This window comes from Haemophilus parainfluenzae, from assembly GCF_036288925.1.
Taxonomy (GTDB): domain Bacteria; phylum Pseudomonadota; class Gammaproteobacteria; order Enterobacterales; family Pasteurellaceae; genus Haemophilus_D.
In genome coordinates, this window is the sequence record NZ_CP127167.1 from 1,697,554 (window position 1) to 1,717,747 (window position 20,194).

Annotated in this window: 18 protein-coding genes and 1 riboswitch; of the genes, 11 read left to right on the forward strand and 7 right to left on the reverse strand. The window is 38.6% G+C overall.

The genetic code is table 11. The features are described 5' to 3' along the window. Nucleotides 1–4 precede the first annotated feature (4 nt). The 3 genes from infC (at nucleotide 5) to rplT (ending at nucleotide 1,284) form a co-directional block, all read left to right on the forward strand. Complete coding sequence (infC, locus tag QQS40_RS08625) at nucleotides 5–469, forward strand: translation initiation factor IF-3 (RefSeq protein ID WP_049363529.1); 465 nt, start codon at nucleotides 5–7, stop codon at nucleotides 467–469. A gap of 197 nt (nucleotides 470–666) precedes the next feature. Beyond that, nucleotides 667–864: a 50S ribosomal protein L35 gene (gene rpmI / locus QQS40_RS08630; protein WP_005596065.1), complete on the forward strand. Its 198-nt coding sequence runs from the start codon at nucleotides 667–669 to the stop codon at nucleotides 862–864. Between the two features lie 66 nt (nucleotides 865–930). Next, complete coding sequence (rplT, locus tag QQS40_RS08635) at nucleotides 931–1,284, forward strand: 50S ribosomal protein L20 (RefSeq protein ID WP_005596075.1); 354 nt, start codon at nucleotides 931–933, stop codon at nucleotides 1,282–1,284. A 242-nt stretch (nucleotides 1,285–1,526) separates the two neighbouring features. Here rplT and dxs read toward each other — a convergent pair whose 3' ends face one another. The 3 genes from dxs to xseB all read right to left on the reverse strand — a co-directional run bounded on the left by dxs (nucleotide 1,527) and on the right by xseB (nucleotide 4,589). After that, nucleotides 1,527–3,380, reverse strand: a complete 1,854-nt coding sequence (dxs, locus tag QQS40_RS08640; protein ID WP_329504825.1) for a 1-deoxy-D-xylulose-5-phosphate synthase — start codon at nucleotides 3,378–3,380, stop codon at nucleotides 1,527–1,529. Between the two features lie 69 nt (nucleotides 3,381–3,449). Next, nucleotides 3,450–4,343, reverse strand: coding sequence for a (2E,6E)-farnesyl diphosphate synthase (gene ispA / locus QQS40_RS08645; protein ID WP_297567836.1), 894 nt, complete (start codon nucleotides 4,341–4,343; stop codon nucleotides 3,450–3,452). 3 nt (nucleotides 4,344–4,346) lie between these two features. Further along, complete coding sequence (gene xseB, locus QQS40_RS08650) at nucleotides 4,347–4,589, reverse strand: exodeoxyribonuclease VII small subunit (protein WP_005696153.1); 243 nt, start codon at nucleotides 4,587–4,589, stop codon at nucleotides 4,347–4,349. A gap of 167 nt (nucleotides 4,590–4,756) precedes the next feature. On the opposite strand from xseB, the gene thiI reads away from it, so the two are divergent. After that, the gene (gene thiI, locus QQS40_RS08655; RefSeq protein ID WP_289902246.1) at nucleotides 4,757–6,208 is read left to right on the forward strand and encodes a tRNA uracil 4-sulfurtransferase ThiI; all 1,452 of its coding nucleotides are present in this window, start codon (nucleotides 4,757–4,759) and stop codon (nucleotides 6,206–6,208) included. Between the two features lie 34 nt (nucleotides 6,209–6,242). Here thiI and QQS40_RS08660 read toward each other — a convergent pair whose 3' ends face one another. Further along, on the reverse strand, nucleotides 6,243–7,187 hold the full coding sequence (locus tag QQS40_RS08660; RefSeq protein WP_329504829.1) for a gluconeogenesis factor YvcK family protein: 945 nt from the start codon (nucleotides 7,185–7,187) through the stop codon (nucleotides 6,243–6,245). Nucleotides 7,188–7,344: 157 nt separating this feature from the next. Continuing rightward, a riboswitch (molybdenum cofactor riboswitch) is annotated at nucleotides 7,345–7,486 on the forward strand. Between QQS40_RS08660 and moaA the strand changes: the two genes are divergently transcribed. The 6 genes from moaA to QQS40_RS08690 all read left to right on the forward strand — a co-directional run bounded on the left by moaA (nucleotide 7,475) and on the right by QQS40_RS08690 (nucleotide 14,368). Further along, a complete protein-coding gene (moaA, locus tag QQS40_RS08665; protein ID WP_289902244.1) occupies nucleotides 7,475–8,488 on the forward strand; it encodes a GTP 3',8-cyclase MoaA in 1,014 nt (337 codons plus the stop codon). It overlaps the preceding riboswitch by 12 nt. Before the next feature lie 87 nt (nucleotides 8,489–8,575). Then, on the forward strand, nucleotides 8,576–9,058 hold the full coding sequence (moaC, locus tag QQS40_RS08670) for a cyclic pyranopterin monophosphate synthase MoaC (RefSeq protein ID WP_329504832.1): 483 nt from the start codon (nucleotides 8,576–8,578) through the stop codon (nucleotides 9,056–9,058). 1 nt (nucleotide 9,059) lies between these two features. Further along, on the forward strand, nucleotides 9,060–9,305 hold the full coding sequence (gene moaD / locus QQS40_RS08675; RefSeq protein WP_118788283.1) for a molybdopterin synthase sulfur carrier subunit: 246 nt from the start codon (nucleotides 9,060–9,062) through the stop codon (nucleotides 9,303–9,305). After that, nucleotides 9,306–9,758 (forward strand): molybdopterin synthase catalytic subunit MoaE, encoded by a 453-nt coding sequence (moaE, locus tag QQS40_RS08680; protein WP_297567828.1) that lies wholly within the window; start codon nucleotides 9,306–9,308, stop codon nucleotides 9,756–9,758. It abuts the gene before it with no gap. 131 nt (nucleotides 9,759–9,889) lie between these two features. Further along, nucleotides 9,890–11,752, forward strand: a complete 1,863-nt coding sequence (locus QQS40_RS08685; protein WP_297567912.1) for a site-specific DNA-methyltransferase — start codon at nucleotides 9,890–9,892, stop codon at nucleotides 11,750–11,752. A gap of 9 nt (nucleotides 11,753–11,761) precedes the next feature. Then, nucleotides 11,762–14,368: a restriction endonuclease gene (locus QQS40_RS08690; protein ID WP_329504835.1), complete on the forward strand. Its 2,607-nt coding sequence runs from the start codon at nucleotides 11,762–11,764 to the stop codon at nucleotides 14,366–14,368. A gap of 41 nt (nucleotides 14,369–14,409) precedes the next feature. Here the strand turns inward: QQS40_RS08690 and QQS40_RS08695 are convergent, their stop codons facing one another. The 3 genes from QQS40_RS08695 to purE form a co-directional block, all read right to left on the reverse strand. After that, the gene (locus QQS40_RS08695) at nucleotides 14,410–15,600 is read right to left on the reverse strand and encodes an amino acid aminotransferase (protein ID WP_289901782.1); all 1,191 of its coding nucleotides are present in this window, start codon (nucleotides 15,598–15,600) and stop codon (nucleotides 14,410–14,412) included. A gap of 138 nt (nucleotides 15,601–15,738) precedes the next feature. Next, complete coding sequence (gene purK / locus QQS40_RS08700) at nucleotides 15,739–16,827, reverse strand: 5-(carboxyamino)imidazole ribonucleotide synthase (protein WP_289901781.1); 1,089 nt, start codon at nucleotides 16,825–16,827, stop codon at nucleotides 15,739–15,741. A 70-nt stretch (nucleotides 16,828–16,897) separates the two neighbouring features. Further along, a complete protein-coding gene (gene purE, locus QQS40_RS08705; RefSeq protein WP_289901780.1) occupies nucleotides 16,898–17,392 on the reverse strand; it encodes a 5-(carboxyamino)imidazole ribonucleotide mutase in 495 nt (164 codons plus the stop codon). A 162-nt stretch (nucleotides 17,393–17,554) separates the two neighbouring features. Here purE and pepN point away from each other — a divergent pair, with 162 nt between their 5' ends. After that, entirely contained in the window at nucleotides 17,555–20,164 is a 2,610-nt protein-coding gene (gene pepN / locus QQS40_RS08710; protein ID WP_289901779.1) for an aminopeptidase N, read from the forward strand. The last annotated feature ends 30 nt before the right edge of the window (nucleotides 20,165–20,194 follow it).

Genomic DNA, 20,194 nt, shown 5'->3' on the forward strand with positions numbered 1-20,194 from the left:
TCGTTTGATTGACCAAGATGGTGAACAAGCGGGGATTGTATCAATTCAACAGGCCTTAGAAATGGCAGAACAAGCAGCGCTTGATTTAGTTGAGATCAGTCCGAATGCCGAACCACCGGTTTGTCGTATTATGAACTACGGCAAGTTCCTCTATGAAAAGAGCAAAACCGCAAAAGAACAGAAGAAAAAACAAAAAGTTGTACAAGTAAAGGAAATTAAATTCCGTCCAGGTACTGATGAAGGTGACTACCAAGTTAAATTACGTAGCTTAATCCGTTTCTTAGAAGATGGCGATAAAGCGAAAATTACCGTACGTTTTCGTGGTCGTGAAATGGCTCACCAAGATATTGGTTTAGACGTATTAGAACGCGTTAAAAACGATTTGGCTGACATTTCAGTAGTGGAATCTGCACCGGGTAAACTAGAAGGTCGCCAAGCGGTAATGGTGTTAGCACCTAAGAAAAAATAATTTTTTATTTAGATCTAATCTAGATAATCTAATTTTCACTTCGGTGAGGATACAATTGCATATTAGGCAAACTACGCAGCCTAATTGCTTTTGGAGAAGGGCAATTCAATTTGCTATATTGGAATAATTAGTGCCTACAAGTAATCTTCGGATTCGCCTAATTATGTGTTTAACTTAAAATGCGGAGTTTTTTAACAATGCCTAAAATTAAAACAGTACGTGGTGCTGCTAAGCGTTTCAAAAAAACAGCTTCTGGCGGTTTCAAACGTAAACAATCTCACTTACGTCATATTTTGACTAAAAAGACAACTAAACGTAAACGTCATTTACGTCATAAATCAATGGTTGCGAAAGCAGACCAAGTTTTAGTAGTAGCTTGCTTACCATACGCATAAGCCGTTATTTAAGCAAAACGTACGATTAGTTAAATTAGTTAAAAATATTACATAGGAGATTAAATAATGGCTCGTGTAAAACGTGGTGTTATTGCAAGAGCACGCCATAAGAAAGTTCTTAAGGCTGCTAAAGGTTATTATGGTGCACGTTCACGCGTGTATCGCGTTGCTTTCCAAGCGGTGATCAAAGCTGGTCAATACGCATATCGTGACCGTCGTCAACGTAAACGTCAATTCCGTCAATTATGGATTGCACGTATCAACGCTGCGGCTCGTCAAAATGGTTTATCTTACAGCAAATTCATCAACGGCTTAAAAAAAGCGTCTGTTGAAATCGACCGTAAGATCCTTGCTGATATCGCTGTATTCGACAAAGTGGCGTTCGCTGCATTAGTTGAAAAAGCAAAATCTGCACTTTAATTTTTTAAAGTTTAGATCAAAAATTAGGACGCTGAAAAGCGTCCTTTTTTATTACCTCCCAAAAGAAAAAACCGCTACTCAAAACTTGAATAGCGGGGAGGTCTTAATTTATAAGAAACTTCAAAAAGATAACTGCAATATACAGTGCACTAGCAATGTATCAGACTGTGTGTTTTTGAAATAGTTCGATATTTTTGAAAATTTTTTATAAAAATATAAAAATTAAACCAAAATGAATGAATTTAGCCCTTTATAAAGGCGATAATTTGTTCTTCAATCCCTTTTTCATCTAATTTAATTTCAGCAAGTGCTTCTTGTTGTGTGCCTTGCGGAATAAAAATATCAGGTAAACCAAGTTGTAAAAGTGCGGTTGTTTTTCCATGAGAATTTAGCACTTCTGAAACCGCAGAACCTGCACCACCTTGAATCGCATTTTCTTCTAATGTCACAATGACATCATAGGTATTTGCCACGTCTAGGATACGAGCTTCATCAATTGGTTTTACAAAACGCATATCGACAACAGTCGCATTGAGTTTTTCTGCCACAGATAAAGCAGCAGGTAAGAGTGTGCCAAAATTTAGAATCGCGATTTTTTCACCTTGACGAACCATTTTTGAACGACCAATTTCTAATTCTGCAAGTGGGGTTAACTCTACGCCGATTGCATTTCCACGCGGATAACGTACTGCAGCCGGTTTACCACATTTATAACCGGTATAAAGCATTTGGCGACATTCATTTTCATCACTTGGTGTCATAATGATCATATTTGGAATGCAGCGCATAAAGCTTAAATCAAAAGCACCTTGGTGAGTTTGACCATCAGCACCTACGATACCAGCACGGTCGATGGCAAAGAGAACAGGTAAGTTTTGAATGGCGACATCATGAATAAGCTGATCATAAGCACGTTGTAAAAAGGTAGAATAAATGGCTACAACAGGTTTATAACCACCAATTGCAAGGCCCGCAGCAAAAGTGACAGCATGTTGTTCAGCGATGGCAACATCAAAATATTGTTGTGGGAATCGTTCTGAAAATTCTACCATGCCAGAACCTTCACGCATAGCAGGGGTAATACCGACTAATTTATCGTCTTGTTCCGCCATTTCACATAACCAATCGCCAAAGATTTTTGAATAGGTGGGTTTGGAGTTTGATTTAGGCAGTTGACCGCTTGTTGGGTCAAATTTTGGTACGCCATGGAAACCAATCGGGTCTTTTTCAGCGGGTTCGTAACCCTTTCCCTTTTTGGTTTTGATATGCAAGAATTGCGGCCCTTTAAGATCACGCATATTGCCTAAGGTAGCAATTAATTCATCAATATTATGCCCATCAATAGGTCCAATATAGTTAAAACCAAGCTCTTCAAAAAGCGTACTTTCTGGCGAGAACATCACACCCTTCATGTGTTCTTCGGTTTTCTTCATAAAGTTTTTAACAGTTGGCACTTTATCTAAAATTTTCTTACTGCCATCACGAACCGTTGAATATAATGAGCCCGAGAAAATACGGGCTAGATGATTATTTAAGGCGCCGACATTTTCAGAAATCGACATTTCATTGTCATTTAAAATGACCAACATATCAGTATGCAAAGAACCCGCATGGTTTAAGGCTTCAAATGCCATACCCGCAGTGATTGCACCATCACCAATCACACAAACGGTTTTGCGACCTGCATTTTCACGTTCTGCCGCAACAGCAATACCTAGTCCTGCACTGATTGAAGTAGAAGAGTGACCAACACTTAATACATCAAACTCACTTTCTTCACGCCAAGGGAAAGGATGAATTCCGCCTTTTTGGCGAATGGTGGACATTTGATCTCGACGACCTGTTAAGATTTTATGTGGATAAGCTTGATGGCCCACATCCCAAATTAATTGATCAAAAGGGGTTTTAAAAATGTAGTGTAATGCAACCGTCAATTCAACGGTACCAAGACCAGATGCTAAATGGCCGCTGGTTTGACTAACGGATTCCAACAGATAACTCCGTAACTCCTGGCAAAGTTGCGGAAGCTGATCTTTATTCAAAAGACGCAAATCTTCCGGCGAATTAATTAAGGATAAAAGAGGATAGTTGTTCATATATTCGTTAGTCCTAAAATGTGAAAAAAGTGACCGCACTTTGAGAAATCAAGATAAGTGCTGTCACCATTAACTTTTACGATTGACAATAAATTCAGCTAATGCACGCAATGCAGTGGTATCAAAAGGTAAATTGTCTAATTCATGTAAGGCGGTTTGATAGAGTTCTTGTGCTTTTTGTTTCGCGCCCTCTAACCCTAACAGCTTTGGATAAGTGCTTTTATCTAAACCTAAATCAGAACCCACCGGTTTACCGATTTCGGCACTGTTACCTTCAATATCTAAAATGTCATCTTGCACTTGGAAAGCTAAACCAATAGCTTGTGAATAACGTTCTAGTTGTTGCTCTAATTCTTTGTTTTCAAAGTGAGGCGAACAGATAAAACCCAGTTTTAATGCGGCTGTTAGCAATGCACCAGTTTTGTTGCGATGAATAAGTTCTAATTCGGCTAAATTAACTTGTTTGTGCTCTGAAATTAAATCTAAACTTTGCCCTAAACACATGCCTTGTACGCCAGATGCTTGAGCTAAGACTTTCACTAATTGCAATTTTTGTTCAGCAGAAAGAGAAGGGGCTTCAGTAAGAATTTCAAAGGCAAAAGCTTGTAATGCATCGCCAGCTAAAATGGCCGTCGCTTCATCAAAAGCGATATGACAAGTTGGTTGACCTCGACGAAGTTCATCGTTATCCATTGCAGGCAAATCATCATGGATTAAAGAATAGGCGTGAATAGCTTCAATGGCTGCGGCCGCGTAATCTAAAGCGGACATTTCAGCTCCCAGCATTTTACCCGTTGCATAGACAAGGAAAGGACGAACACGTTTACCGCCTAGCAATAAGCCATATTTCATGGCATCACGCAAAGGGGCATTATAAGCGTCAATTTCTTCAAATTGATTGGCTAAAAACTGATTAATGCGATCTTGAACTTGTTTGAGTTCAGTGCCGAATTGATAACTCATGGATTACTCGTCCCCTTGATAATCACTTAAAGGGGCGGTTTCGCTTTTTTGTAACAAAATTTGAATACGTTGTTCTGCTTGTTGCAAGCGCTCTTGACCAAGTTGAGCCAATTTAATGCCGTTCTCAAATTCTTTCAGCGCATCTTCCAATGGCAATTCACCGCTTTCAAGCTTTGTCACAATCGTTTCCAATTGTGCAAGTGTTGTTTCAAAATCAGGTTCAGCATTTGCTGGTTTACGCGCCATTAAATTATCCTTTTCAGATGAATAAATTGCTCCGTATTGTACTTGATTTTTATAGGGATGTTAAAAACTTATTTCAAAGTGCAGTCAGTTTTTCGTGAGAATTTGAACTTTGTGGGATGTGGAATTTAGCGTACAATACGGCCATTTTTTATTATTCACAGATTATTATGAAATTTATCGTTAAACTTTTTCCTGAAATTATGATTAAAAGCGAAACCGTGCGTAAGCGTTTCGCAAAAATTTTGACCTCAAACATCCGAAATATTTTACAGAAATATGATGAAGAAACGGCGGTTGTTCGTCATTGGGATTACATCGAAGTGCGCTCAAAAAATGAAGCCAATCGTGAAGAGTTGATTGCGCTTTTGCAACGTATTCCAGGGATTCATCATTTTTTAGAAGTAGAAGAAAAACCGTTTACCGATCTACATCATATCTTTGAGTTGACCTTAGCAGATGTCGCTGATCAACTTGAAAACAAAACCTTTTGTGTACGTGTAAAACGTAAAGGGAAACATGATTTCAGTTCCATTGAAGCAGAACGTTATATCGGTGGTGGTTTAAATCAGCATATTGCAAGCACAAAAGTACGTTTAAAAAATCCTGATGTAACCGTTCGTATTGATATTGAAGATGACAAAATGATGCTGGTGAGAGCTCGTCATGTTGGCCTTGGCGGTTATCCAATTGGGACACAAGAAGATGTGCTTTCATTGATTTCAGGTGGCTTTGACTCTGGCGTATCCAGTTATATGCTTATTCGTCGTGGTTCACGTGTGCATTACTGTTTCTTCAATTTGGGTGGTGCAGCCCATGAAATTGGCGTGAAACAAATGGCTTACCATATTTGGAATCGTTATAGTTCATCCCATAAAGTCCGTTTTATTGCCATTTCTTTTGAAGGCGTAGTGGGCGAGATTTTAGAGAAAGTCGATAACGGCCAAATGGGCGTCGTGTTAAAACGAATGATGGTGCGTGCTGCAAGTAAAGTTGCACAACGTTTTGATATTCAAGCTATCGTTACTGGTGAGGCACTCGGACAAGTTTCGAGCCAAACTTTAACCAATTTGCGCTTAATTGATGAAGCATCCGATGCATTAGTATTACGTCCACTCATTACTCATGATAAAGAACAAATTATCGCGATGGCGAAAGAGATCGGTACGGATGATATTGCTAAATCAATGCCGGAATTCTGCGGGGTAATTTCTAAAAATCCAACGATTAAAGCGGTACGTGAAAAAATTCTTGAAGAAGAAAATCACTTTGATTTTGGCGTGTTGGAAAGTGCGGTTGAAAATGCACAATATTTAGATATTCGCCAAATTGCAGAAGAAACGGAGAAAGAAGTGGTGGAAGTGGATACCATTTCAGTGCTTGGTGAAAACGATATTATTTTAGATATTCGTAGCCCAGAAGAGACAGATGAAAATCCATTTGAATCAGACGAGCATCAAGTGATGCAATTGCCGTTTTACAAATTATCTTCACAATTCGGTTCATTAGATCAAAGTAAAAACTATGTGCTTTACTGTGAACGAGGCGTAATGAGTAAACTGCAAGCACTTTATTTAAAAGAAAATGGTTTCACGAATGTGAGAGTTTTCGGGAAAAAATAAGCAAAAAAATGACCGCACTTTAACGTGCGGTTTTTTATTCGTAATCTAATTCACCCACTAATTCATCGATAGCTTTGGCAAGTAACGTTCGGTCATGACGATAGCTGATATCATCTGCATTCAGGCGTTTAGCTAAGATTTTAACGGAAGAAATCGCAGACAAATCGACCGCACTTTGTTCACGATAAGGGGTTATAGCCCCATCAATAACGGGGTCACCGACGATTTCATTTATTTTCTGAATACGATCAGCCAACGATAGATGAGAGGCGGCGCCAATTTCTATCCCTAAATTATCAATAAAAATGACTTTCGCTTTGCTATTACGCAGGGCAGTCGCTAATTCAGGTAGCAATAGCGGGGGCATAATGCTTGTCATAAAACTCCCTGGACCAAGTAAAATGACTTCCGCTTGCTCCAATGCTTGGATGGCTTCTTGTGCGGCTTTAACCATAGGCACTAAGAAAAGTGATTGGGGTAATTCTGTTAAATTATCAATGCTCACTTCACCGACAATACTGGATCCTGAACCTAAACTCGCGGCAAGATGAACAGGTTCTTCTGACATGGGAATAATGTGAGATTTTACTTTGAGTAATTCACGAATTAAGTTAATGGCTTCAATGGGGCGAATATGCATATCTTCTAAGGCTTTGAGCATTAAATTGCCTAAATTATGCCCAGAAAGTTCACCTTCGCCAGTAAAGCGGTATTCAAATAATGCGGAGGCCGTGCTTGGCTCAATGATGATTTGGTTTAAGCAATTACGTAGATCGCCCCATGCAATGCCACCTTGAGCCAGCCGAATGCGACCCGTTGAACCGCCGTTATCTGTGGTGGTGACAATACCGGTTAAGCGCTCTTTCATAAAACTGAGCGCCGATAATACACGTCCTAATCCATGGCCACCACCAATAGCAACAATATGTTTGATTTCGTCTAAATGTTCATGACGGCTGTGACGAGATAAATCAGACATTTTTATTCCTTTTTTACCTATAAATTATTATAAAAAATAATGCTATATATTTTTTTATATAAGTTAATGCTGTTATTTTTATCAATATAGTCGGGTTATTCTACCAAATTATTGCTATTAACCGCTTGCTTTTATTACAATATCAACACAATTTATTTTTAACGCATAACTCCGAGCTTGTTTAGCCTAAGTTTCACAAGAAATACGGTGGCAAGCCAATAACGCGGTACGTTATTCAGGGATACGCTGGAAACGGTTTATCCTCTCCATATTTAGAAAGGTGTAAAATGCAATCCATTCCTATTAAAAACGTAGGAGAGTCTCGCTTAGTCGATCCTTTCCAACGCCAATATTACTATCTACGACTGTCGATTACCGATCAGTGTAACTTTCGTTGTACCTATTGTTTACCTGATGGTTATCAACCCGAAGCTAACAAACCAAGTTTCTTAACCTTAAAAGAAATCACCCATCTTGCTCAAGCGTTTGCTGAAATGGGCACAGAGAAAATCCGTTTAACGGGTGGCGAACCGACTTTACGTAAAGATTTTATTTCTATTGCTGAAAGCATCGCTAACATTGATGGCATTCGTCAATTAGCCGTCACGACAAATGGCTATCGCATGGCAAAAGATGTGGCTGATTGGAAGAAAGCAGGAATTACGTCTATTAACGTCAGTGTTGATAGCTTAGATCCAAAAATGTTCCATCAAATTACAGGTATCAATAAATTTGATGACGTGATGCGTGGTATCGATCGTGCATTTGAAGTGGGTTACAACAAAGTTAAAGTCAATTCAGTTTTGATGAAAAATTTGAATGACAAAGAGTTTGAGCAATTCCTTGTTTGGGTGAAAGATCGCCCAATTCAAATGCGCTTTATCGAACTGATGCAAACCGGTGAAATGGACAGTTTCTTTGATAAACACCATCTTTCTGGACAAGTCTTAGCTGATAAATTGCTGAAAAATGGTTGGACATTACAGCATAAATCCCATACAGATGGCCCAGCTAAAGTCTTCACACATCCTGATTATGCAGGCGAAATTGGCTTAATTATGCCTTATGAGAAGAATTTCTGCGCAAGCTGTAATCGTCTCAGGGTATCAGCGAAGGGCAAACTTCATCTCTGTTTATTCGGCGAAGAAGGCATTGAATTACGTGACTTATTGCAATCTCATGAACAGCAAGATATTTTGCAAGCACGTATTTTTGCCGCACTGCAAGGCAAACGTGAACATCATTACTTGCATGTCGGCGATAGTGGCGTAAGAAATCATTTAGCCTCTATCGGTGGCTAAAAGAAAATAGGTGAATTTGCTATTCACTTATTTTGCTTTTGTCACACATGTAAAACATTCAATATTTTAACCTCACTTTATTTTATTATGACTACATTTACGCATATCAATTCTCAAGGCGAAGCCAATATGGTGGATGTTTCTGCAAAAGCAGAGACTGTTCGCGAAGCTCGTGCTGAAGCCATTGTAACCATGTCAAAAGAAACCCTTTCCATGATCGTGGAAGGCAAACATCACAAAGGCGATGTATTTGCTACTGCACGTATTGCAGGTATTCAAACGGCAAAACGTACTTGGGAACTTATCCCGCTTTGCCACCCCTTATTACTTTCTAAAGTAGAAGTGAATTTAGAACCGTTACTTGAAACCAATCAAGTTCGTATTCAATCTCTTTGCAAATTAACCGGAAAAACCGGCGTAGAAATGGAAGCATTAACCGCTGCAAGTGTTGCCGCATTAACCATTTATGACATGTGTAAAGCCGTACAAAAAGACATATTAATTGAGCACGTTCGTCTGTTAGAAAAGAGCGGTGGAAAATCCGGTCATTTTATTGCGGAGGAAAAATAAGATGTTAAATGTTTTATTTTTTGCTCAAACTCGTGAATTAATTGGGGAAGATTCTATTCAGCTTGAAGGCGATTTTGAGACAGCGGAAGCGGTGCGTGAACATCTTGCTCAAAAAGGTGATAGATGGGCGCTAGCGTTAGAAAAAGGAAAACTTTTAGTCGCTATCAATCAAACATTGATGCCATTAGAAAGTGCGGTCAAAAATGGGGATGAAATTGCGTTTTTCCCACCGGTAACTGGAGGCTAAATGGCTGATATTCAAATTTCAGTACAAGAACAACCTTTTGATCAAAATGCCGTTTACCAATGGCTTTCTGAGCAACATTCGGTTGGCGCAACAGTTATTTTTGTGGGTAAAGTACGCGATCTTAATTTAGGCGATGAGGTATCCAGTTTATACTTAGAGCATTATCCCGCCATGACAGAAAAAGCCTTACGTGAAATTGTAGAACAGGCGGAAGCGCGTTGGGATATTCAACGAGTGTCTGTGATACATCGAGTAGGACTTTTGCATACTGGCGATGAAATTGTTTTAGTCGGCATCAGTTCTGCTCACCGAGGTGATGCCTATCATGCCAACGAATTTATTATGGACTTCTTAAAATCTAAAGCCCCGTTCTGGAAAAAAGAACAAACCCATCAAGGTGAACGTTGGATTGAAGCAAGAGAGAGCGATAAAGAAGCGTTAGAGAAGTGGTAAATTAACCACTATAAAATAAATTTTTATTGATTTACAAGAAAGGACCAATTACCATGCTTGACAGCACAGCACAGCACAGCACAGCACAGCACAGCACAGCACAGCACTTGGATAACCTATCCATTAAATTAATGCAACTCAAATTACTTCTACCTGAAATTTTTTGCGAAGAACAAATTGATTTTCAAAAATTCCAACAACTTTTTTCTGACCACATTACTTCCGAGCCCGAGCGTTATATGTTGAACTGGGCAGGGAAATCGGAAGCCTATCGCATATTACAAGCACAAACTAGCAAAACCCTCACACCGCGACCTGCGGAAAGTGTCAATTTTGATTCCACTGAAAATATATTTATTGAAGGTGAAAATCTGGATGTGTTGAAAGTGTTACAAAAATCCTATTTCAATAGCATCAAAATGATTTATATCGATCCGCCTTATAACACGGGTAATGATTTTGTTTATAATGACAATTTCAAGCAGGATCTTAAAGATTACCAGGAACAAAGCGGAGAATTGGATGAGGAAGGCAAACTCAAACTGGCTTTCAAGAAAAACAGCAAGGAAAACGGGCACTTCCACAGCAAATGGTTAAATATGATGCTCCCCCGTTTACATTTGGCAAAGAATTTGCTGAAAGATGACGGTGTCATTTTTATTTCCATTGATGACAATGAACAAGCTCAGTTGAAGTTATTGTGTGATGAGGTGTTTGGGGAGGAGAATTTTGTTGCAGAGCTTATTTGGGATAAACAACATTCACAACAGCAAGGATTGTTTAAAAAGTATCATGAATATGTATTACTTTATGCTAAAAATATAGAAAATCATAAAAATATAAAAGGTGGAATGGGAATTATTGATGCAGGAGCAATAAAGAAAATATCAAAATCTAATCCAGAGAGTGAATTTACATTTCCTGCCGGAGTGAAATTTGAAGCAAAAAATGGAATAAAATTGACGGGAGTATTTGGTGATAGTGAAAAAGTTACAGTTGTTAGAGGAATCCTTGAAGCAAAAGATGGTAAGACTGTAGAAGAAGTTACTCTATCTGCAGGGTGGACACAAAAGAAACAAATGACAGAATTTTTTGCAGGAAACGAAGTTTATGATACTAAGGGACAAAAAGTCATTGAGTTCTATTTTTCATCAACTGGAAAGCTTAAGTGTAGAAAAGAGAGGGCTTCAATAACACCCCCCACCTTATTACCTAAATATGGCATGAGTAGCTTGCATACAGAGAATTTAAATAACCTTATGGGTGGTACAGTATTTAATAACCCTAAACCATTACCAATGTTGAAGGATTTTATTCAATGGTTTACCGAAGATGAAGATATTATTTTAGATTTTTTTAGCGGGAGTAGTTCAACTGCCCATGCAATTTTGGAACTAAATTTATCTGAGAATAAATGTAATAAATTTATAAGTGTTCAACTGGCTGAGCCGTTAAACTTTAATGATGACGCTCAAAAGCAGACGTATAGATTTTGTTTAGATTTAGGTATTCCAACAAACATCGCTGAAATCTCCAAAGAACGCATCCGCCGAGCAGGCAAACAAATTGCTGAAAATCATCCTGACAAACAACTGGATATTGGTTTTAAAGTGTTCAAACTAACTGACAGCCACTTTAAACAATGGCAATCGCCTTCAGTAGAAAATTTAACGCAGCAAATCGAATTGTTTGTCGATCCTGTGCGGAAAGAGGCAACGCCTGACGCCATGCTTTATGAAATTTTATTGCGCTTGGGCTTGAAATTAACGGCAAAAGTGCGGTCGGAAAATCAGGTGTTTTGGATGAGTGATGAAAACGGGCAACAGTTTGCCTTGTTACTTGAAACCCTGAGTGCGGATTTATTGGATCAGGTGATTTCTGTCCAGCCGAAAAAAGTCGTGATGTTAGATTCGCTGTTTAATGGCAATGATGCCTTAAAGAAAAATGCCGAGTTGCAAATGAATGATGCAGGCATTGCCTTCTTTGTGCTTTAAGGAGGCAAAATGGAACTTCAATTTGAAACCTTGGATTACCAAACGCATGCGATTCAAGCGGCGGTGGATTTGTTCATCGGACAGCCTAATCAGCAAACGGAATTCGGTTTGAAAGCGCAGAATGATATGCGTTTCGTGGCGAATTTGTCATTACAAATTAATGATGAACAGCTACAACAAAACTTGGCGAAGCAACAAAACAAGTTTAATTTTTACCGTACTTTAATTGAGGAACAGGGTAGAAATTTTACCGTAGAAATGGAAACCGGCACGGGGAAAACCTATGTTTACTTGCGCACGATTTTTGAATTGAATCGTCAATATGGTTGGCAGAAATTTGTAATTGTGGTGCCGAGCGTGCCTATTCGTGAAGGGGTATTGCATACCTTGGAAACGACGCGTAGCCACTTTGCCACCCTGCTTGATAACCCGAGCGTGAACCCGAAATATGAATATAAAAGTAATCAACTTTCCCGCTTAAAAGCCTTTGCTACCGGCAATCATATTGAGATTTTGGTGATGAATATTGATGCCTTTGCCAAAGAAAGTAATGTGATTAATACACAAAATGAAAGTGGCGATGCGCCCATTCGTTATATTCAACACGTCAATCCTATTGTGATTATTGATGAACCGCAGAATATGGAAACGGATATTCGCCGTCATGCTATCGCAAGTCTCAATCCTTTATTCACTCTGCGCTATTCTGCGACCCATAAAAACGCCTACAACCCGATTTTTCGCCTCAATCCTGTGCAGGCGTACGAATTAGATTTAGTGAAACAAATCGAAGTGGACAGCGTGTTGGCGGATAATGATGTGAATGGCGCTTATGTGGCTTTAAAAGAAATTAACGTAGGTGCGAAAAGCTGGTCGGTGAAAGTGGAAATCTTGGTGAATGATAAGTCGATGAAGAAGAAAGTCGTCACTGTTAAGCCGAATCAAGACTTATTTGATCTTTCCAGACAAAATGAAGTTTATCGCAATGGTTATATTTTGGAAGGAATGAATATTGAGGAACAACAGATTGAGTTTTCCGGCGGATTAAAAGTGACGAAAGGCGTTGATAATTCTCTCTTGAAAGATGATATTCAAAAAATGCAAATTCGTCGCACAATAGAAGAGCATTTACGTAAGGAAAAAAGTTTAAATCCGCTAGGTATAAAAGTGTTGTCGCTATTTTTTATTGATAAAGTAGCTAACTATCGTAATGATGGCAAATTTTATCAATGGTTTGAAGAGATTTATCGTCAGTTAACTGATGAAGATCCTTCTGGCGTGCATGCTGGTTATTTTTCAGAAGATAAAAAAGGCGTATGGAAAGATACCAATGGCACAACACAGGCAGACAATAAGGCTTATAATTTAATTATGCGGAATAAAGAATCCTTGCTGTCGTTGGGTAATCCGTTGCGTTTTATTTTCTCTCACTCTGCTTTGCGTGAGGGGTGGGATAATCCGAATGTGTTTCAAATTTGTACGTTGAACAATACCCATTCGGAAATTAAAAAGCGACAAGAAATCGGACGTGGATTGCGCTTACCGGTGAATCAGCTTGGCGTAAGAAGCCATGAGCGGGATAAAAATATCCTGACAGTGATTGCTAATGAAAGCTATGAGGAATTTGCGACCAAATTACAACGTGAAATTGAAGAAGATTGCGGTGTGTCCTTTGATAAAGGACAAATTAAAAATAAGCTGGATCGAAAATATGTGCGTTATCGCAAAGATTTTACCCAACACCCGGAATTTGCTGCGATTTGGGGACGTATTAAGCACCAAACGACTTATCGGGTCAATTTTTCACAGGATGAGCTGATCGAAAGTGCGGTCAACAATTTGGTCAAAATGCCACGTATTGATGAAGTGAAAATTCGACATGAAAAGGTCGCCTTTGCGATTAATGAAAAAGGTGTGACGACAGAATATCGTTCTTCCAATCAGGTAGCCTCAAAAACTCACTGGGATATTCCCGATGTGTTGGGTGAATTACAGAAGAAAACCGGGCTAACCCGTCAAACCATTTGCCGTATTTTGCAAAAATCAAAACGATTGGCTGAGATTTATCATAATCCACAACGTTTTATTGATTTGGTTGCAGAAAAAATTAATGAAGCGTTAAGTCAAATTATGGCGGATGGTGTGGAATATCACCGCATTGCGGATCGCACCTATGAAATGACGTTATTTAAGGATTTTGAGTTTTATCTTAATCAATACAGTTTTTCTGTGAGTAATCAATCAAAAACCATTTATGAGAGTTATATTGCCCTAGATTCCAACACGGAAAATACGTTTGCCCGCCATTGTGAAAGCTGTGAAGATGTCGAGTTTTATTTTAAGTTACCGAAAAATTTTAAAATTCCAACGCCATTGGGGAATTATAATCCCGACTGGGCGGTGGTATTTAAAGGGCAGAATAAAGTTTACTTTGTGGCGGAAACCAAAAATACCGGTAAAGGTATTCAGCGTGGTGTGGATGAAAGTAAGTTGGATCCTTCAGAACAAATGAAAATTGCTTATGCCAGAAAGAATTTTGAACATCTCCATAGAGATTACGATGATTTGGAATATCGGGTTGTACAAAGTATAGATGAATTAACTGAAAATGTGTAAAAAATATCAGACAGCCAATATTGGCTGTCTGATCGCGTTAATTAAAGCACTTTAACAATGCTTTCACACAAATAACGAATATTGTCTTCAGTGATACCGGCCACATTGATACGACCAGAACGAACAGCGTAAATCGCAAATTCTTCTTTTAAGCGATCGACTTGTTCAGGCGATAAGCCACTGAAAGAGAACATACCGTTTTGTTCTATGATAAAGCTGAAATCTTGTTCTGCACCATATTCTTTTAATAACTGAACGAATAAATGACGCATTTTTTTGATGCGTTCACGCATTTCAGTCAATTCATTTTCCCACTCTTGGCGAAGTTGTGGATCATTTAACACCGTGGCTACGGTCGCCCCACCATGAGATGCTGGGTTAGAGTAGAGAGTGCGAATAATTGATTTCACCTGTGTTAATGCAGTTGAAGCAATTTCTGCATTTTCAGCGACAAGCGTAAAGGCACCTACGCGCTCATTGTATAAACCAAAGTTTTTAGAGAATGAACTCGCCACTAATAATTCTTTATGATTTGCCGCAAAAGCACGTAAACCGTAAGCATCTTGGTCTAAGCCATTGGCTAAACCTTGATAAGCAAAGTCAAAGAGTGGTAACCAGCCATTTTTTGCTGAAAGTGCGGCTAATTCTTGCCATTGTTCTGGGGTTGGATCAATACCAGTTGGATTGTGGCAGCAACCGTGTAAAAGCACAACATCGCCTTCGCTTGCTTGGCTTAAATCTTCAAGTAAATGTTCCCAGTCAAGGGCTTTGCGTTCAGCATCATAATAACGATATTCACGAATCGTCATGCCTACCGCATTGAAAATTGCATTGTGGTTAGGCCATGTTGGTGTACTAATCCATACATTTTGAGCTTTGGTTTGGCGTTTAATGAATTCTGCCGCAATGCGTAATGCACCTGTGCCACCTAAACTTTGCGCAGTTCTTGCACGGTTTGCTTTAATTACATCAGAATCTTTACCAAAAAGGAGCTCTTTTGTGCGTTCGTTATAATCGGCAATACCATCGATAGTCAGATAGTTTTTCGTTTTTTCGTTATCAAATAAGCGTTTTTCTGCTTCTTTCACTGCACGCATAATCGGTGTTGTACCTTGTGCATCTTTATAAACGCCAATACCTAAATTGATTTTATTTTCACGGGTTTCAGATTTGAATGCTTCGCCTAAGCCTAAGATAGGATCGGCCGGAGCCGCTTTGATATGTTCAAACATAGCTTTTCCTTATGTATGTGTTGTGAGATAAGTAATTTTATACTTCAGCCGATAGATTTTATCAAGAAGAACCTGATAAAAATCAACCGCACTTTGATGTTTTTAGATATTCATCAAAAAGTGCGGTTGTTTTTTGGATTATTTTAATTTCTCAATCGCCCAATTTAAACCGGATTGATAGTCTTCAGGAAGTTCGTGACGAAGTTTTTCAAGCTGTTGAATAATGATTGTTTTATCAGGATGCGTAATATTGATATGACCTAATTTTCTACCCGGACGAACTTCCTTACCATACCAATGTAATTGGGAAAAGGGCGTGTTCAACCATTGTGGACTATGTTCTGTACCAATTAAATTAACCATGACACTTGGTGCAATAGGTTGTAATGACGGTGTAGGTAAATCTAATAAAGCACGTAGATGCAATTCAAATTGACTAATAGCACAGCCTAATTGTGTCCAATGTCCGCTATTATGCACACGAGGGGCAAGTTCATTAATTAATAATTTATCCCCCACTACAAAGCATTCCATCGCCATTACACCCACATATTCAAGTTTATCCATGATTTTTCCAAGCATAGATTCAGCCTGAATTTGTTGGTTTTGTTGTTGAGGGAATGAAATATCTGTCACACTGTAACGTAAAATGCCATTTTGCTGTAGGTTATGTGTTACAGGATAGAAACGTTTTTCACCATTTTTAAATCTTGCGCCTACGATAGACACTTCGTAATCAAAAGGAATAAATTTTTCTGCAATAACTTCACCGAATAAATCGTCCGTAATATCACGTTGATTATTTTCAGTGATAATCCATTGACCTCGACCGTCATAACCACCGGTACGACGTTTTACCACGACTTTTTCGCCTACGTTTGTAAATACTTCAGTCCATTGCGTTTTATCTTCTAATAAACACCATGGTGAGGTAGAGAGATTGAGTTCATCCAGTAAAGATTTTTGGGTAAAACGATCAGCCAATAAGCCAAAAACATTCTGATTAACGAAATTCTTATGATGGCCTAATAATTCAGTTAACGGTGTTTTTTCCCAACGTTCAATCTCTGCGGTGATGATGGCATTTTTAGGTAAATCAAATACGGGGGCATTGAACTCAAGTGGTTGAACATTAATGTCTAATGGCGCGCCAGCGTAACGTAACATTCTGCCGAGTTGGCCATTCCCAAGCACATAAACGGTAGGATATAGGGTAGAGTTTTGCATAAAATTTCTCATCAAATCTAGCTAAAAAAACAACCGCACTTTAAAAAGTGCGGTCAAATTAAAAGGTGTTTTATGTACGTGGATCAGGATTATCCAATACCATATTGGTTTGATTTTCGCGGAATACTTGTAGGCGAGCGAATAACGCATCATCCCAACCTGCAAGAATTTGTGCAGCGAGTAATCCTGCATTAGAAGCACCAGCAGGGCCAATCGCTAACGTACCGACAGGAATGCCTTTCGGCATTTGCACGATAGAATAGAGACTATCAACACCGCTTAACATAGAACTTTTAACAGGGACACCCAATACAGGTACAAGCGTTTTAGCCGCAATCATACCGGGTAAATGAGCAGCGCCACCCGCACCTGCAATAATCACTTTGTAACCATTTTTTTGTGCATTTTCGGCAAATTCAAACAGCTTATCGGGGGTTCGATGTGCGGAAACGACTTCAATATGATATGTCACATTGAGTTCATCTAAAATTTGAGTGGCTTCTTGCATGGTTGCCCAGTCGCTTTTTGAGCCCATCACAATAGCAATTTGTGCGGTATTTGACATATTTTTAAAAAATTATCTGATAAAAAAACGATACGTAGAATAGCATATTTGTTCACTTTTAAGCAAACGTTTGCTATGCGGTGAAAGCTGAAAATTCCATTGCAAGTTTGGTCATAAAATCTTATCCTAATACGAGTTTTTTTCTTAGAAATAGAGCAGATTATGTTAGCTAAAGCGAAATATAGAAAAGATTACAAACAACCTGATTTTACGGTTACGGATATTTTCCTTGATTTTCAATTAGATCCTAAGCATACCGTTGTCACTGCAAAAACAACCTTCCAACGTTTAAATGATGAAGCAACCCATCTACGATTAGATGGTCATGGTTTCCAATTTGCCTCCATTAAATTCAATGGCGAAGATTTTAAACATTATCATCAAGACCACGAAAGTTTAACGTTAGATTTAACCAATCAAAGTGCGATTAATTTTGAACTTGAAATTGTGACGAATCTAGAGCCTGCACAAAACACCTCTTTACAAGGGCTTTATCAATCAGGTGAGGGTATTTGTACACAATGTGAAGCAGAAGGTTTTCGTCAAATTACCTATATGCTTGACCGTCCAGATGTATTAGCTCGCTATACAACCAAAATTACCGCAGATAAAACTAAATATCCTTACTTACTTTCTAATGGTAACCGCATTGCAAATGGTGAATTAGAGGATGGTCGTCATTGGGTTGAATGGAATGACCCATTCCCGAAACCGAGCTATTTATTCGCTTTAGTGGCAGGTGATTTTGATTTATTACAAGATACCTTTACGACAAAAAGTGGTCGTAAAGTAGCCTTAGAGCTTTATGTTGACCGTGGCAATCTTGATCGCGCTTCGTGGGCAATGGAAAGCCTGAAAAAAGCGATGAAATGGGATGAAGACCGTTTTAATTTAGAATACGACTTAGATATTTACATGATTGTTGCTGTGGACTTCTTCAATATGGGTGCCATGGAAAATAAAGGGTTGAATATTTTTAACGCTAAATTTGTGTTGGCAAATCCACAAACTGCAACCGATGATGATTATCTCGCCATTGAAAGCGTAATTGCACACGAATATTTTCATAACTGGACGGGAAACCGTGTAACTTGCCGTGATTGGTTCCAGTTAAGTTTGAAAGAAGGTTTAACGGTTTTCCGTGATCAAGAATTTTCATCTGACACAGGTTCTCGAGCAGTCAATCGTATTAATAACGTGAAATTCTTACGTACGGTACAGTTTGCCGAAGATGCAAGCCCAATGTCACACCCAATTCGCCCTGAAAAAGTCATTGAAATGAATAACTTCTATACCGTGACTGTATATGAAAAAGGGGCAGAAGTGATTCGTATGTTGCACACTTTATTAGGTGAACAAGGTTTCCAAAAAGGCATGCAACTTTATATTGCTGAAAACGATGGTAAAGCGGCAACCTGCGAAGATTTTGTGTCTGCAATGGAACGTGCGAATGACGTTGATTTAGCTCAATTCCGTCGTTGGTATAGCCAATCTGGTACGCCAGAATTATTGATTAGTGATGCCTATGATGAACAAACTCATACTTATCGTTTAACCGTTTCACAATCTACGCCGCCAACAGCGGATCAAATGGAAAAAGTAAACTTACATATTCCATTGAAAATTGCGCTTTATGATGCTAACGGTAACAAGCAAACATTACAGTACAATGGAAAATTATCAAATGATGTACTCAATGTTACGGAAAAAGATCAAACATTTGAATTTCATAATCTCTATTGTCGACCTATTCCTGCATTATTGTGTGATTTTTCTGCACCAGTTAAACTGGATTATGATTATACGACTACACAATTACTTAGCCTACTTAAATTTTCTAATAATCAGTTTGTTCGATGGGATGCGGCACAAACGCTATTGACTCAAGAATTACGCCGTAATGTGGCGAATTATCAGCAAGGAGAGCGATTAGAGATCTCACCTGACATTTTGATTGCACTCGCTCATGTGTTGGAAAATTATGAACAAGATATTGAATTAGCTACATTGATTTTGACTTTTCCAAAAGAAATTGAGTTTGCAGAAAGTTTCAAAACAATTGATCCTGATGGTATTACTGCAGCAAGAGAATTTATGTTGGTGCAAATAGCCGAATACTTAAAAAATGATTTATTGAGGATTTACACGCATATTCGTCTTGATGTTTATCAAGTGACTCAGAAAGATATTGCTTTACGAGCAATGCGCAATGTTTGTTTAAGTTATTTGGCCTACAGTAACCTAGGTAATAATGTGGTACAAAAACATTACAATAATGCTAATAATATGACGGATACTTTAGCGGCATTAAATATGGCAACCAAAGCAGCGTTACCTTGTCGTGATGCCTTGTTGGCGGATTTTGAACAAAAATGGCAACATGATGGCTTGGTAATGGATAAATGGTTTGCGTTACAAGCAACTCGCCCTGATGAAAACGTATTGGAAATTGTACAAGTATTAATGGATCACCCAAGCTTTAATTTTAACAATCCAAACCGTTTACGCTCATTAGTTGGAAACTTTATAAATTATAATTTAAAAGCCTTCCACCATATTAGTGGATCTGGTTATCGTTTTTTGACAGATGTTTTAATTCGTTTAAATGATAGTAATCCACAAGTTGCAGCACGTTTAATTGAGCCACTGATTCGTTTCTCTCGTTTCGATGAACAGCGTCAAACCTTAATGAAACGCGCCTTGGAGCGATTAAGCGCTGTTGAAGATCTCTCAAAAGATCTATTTGAGAAAATAGAGAAAGCCTTGCAATAACCCAATAGTGCGGTTAATTTTAACCGCATT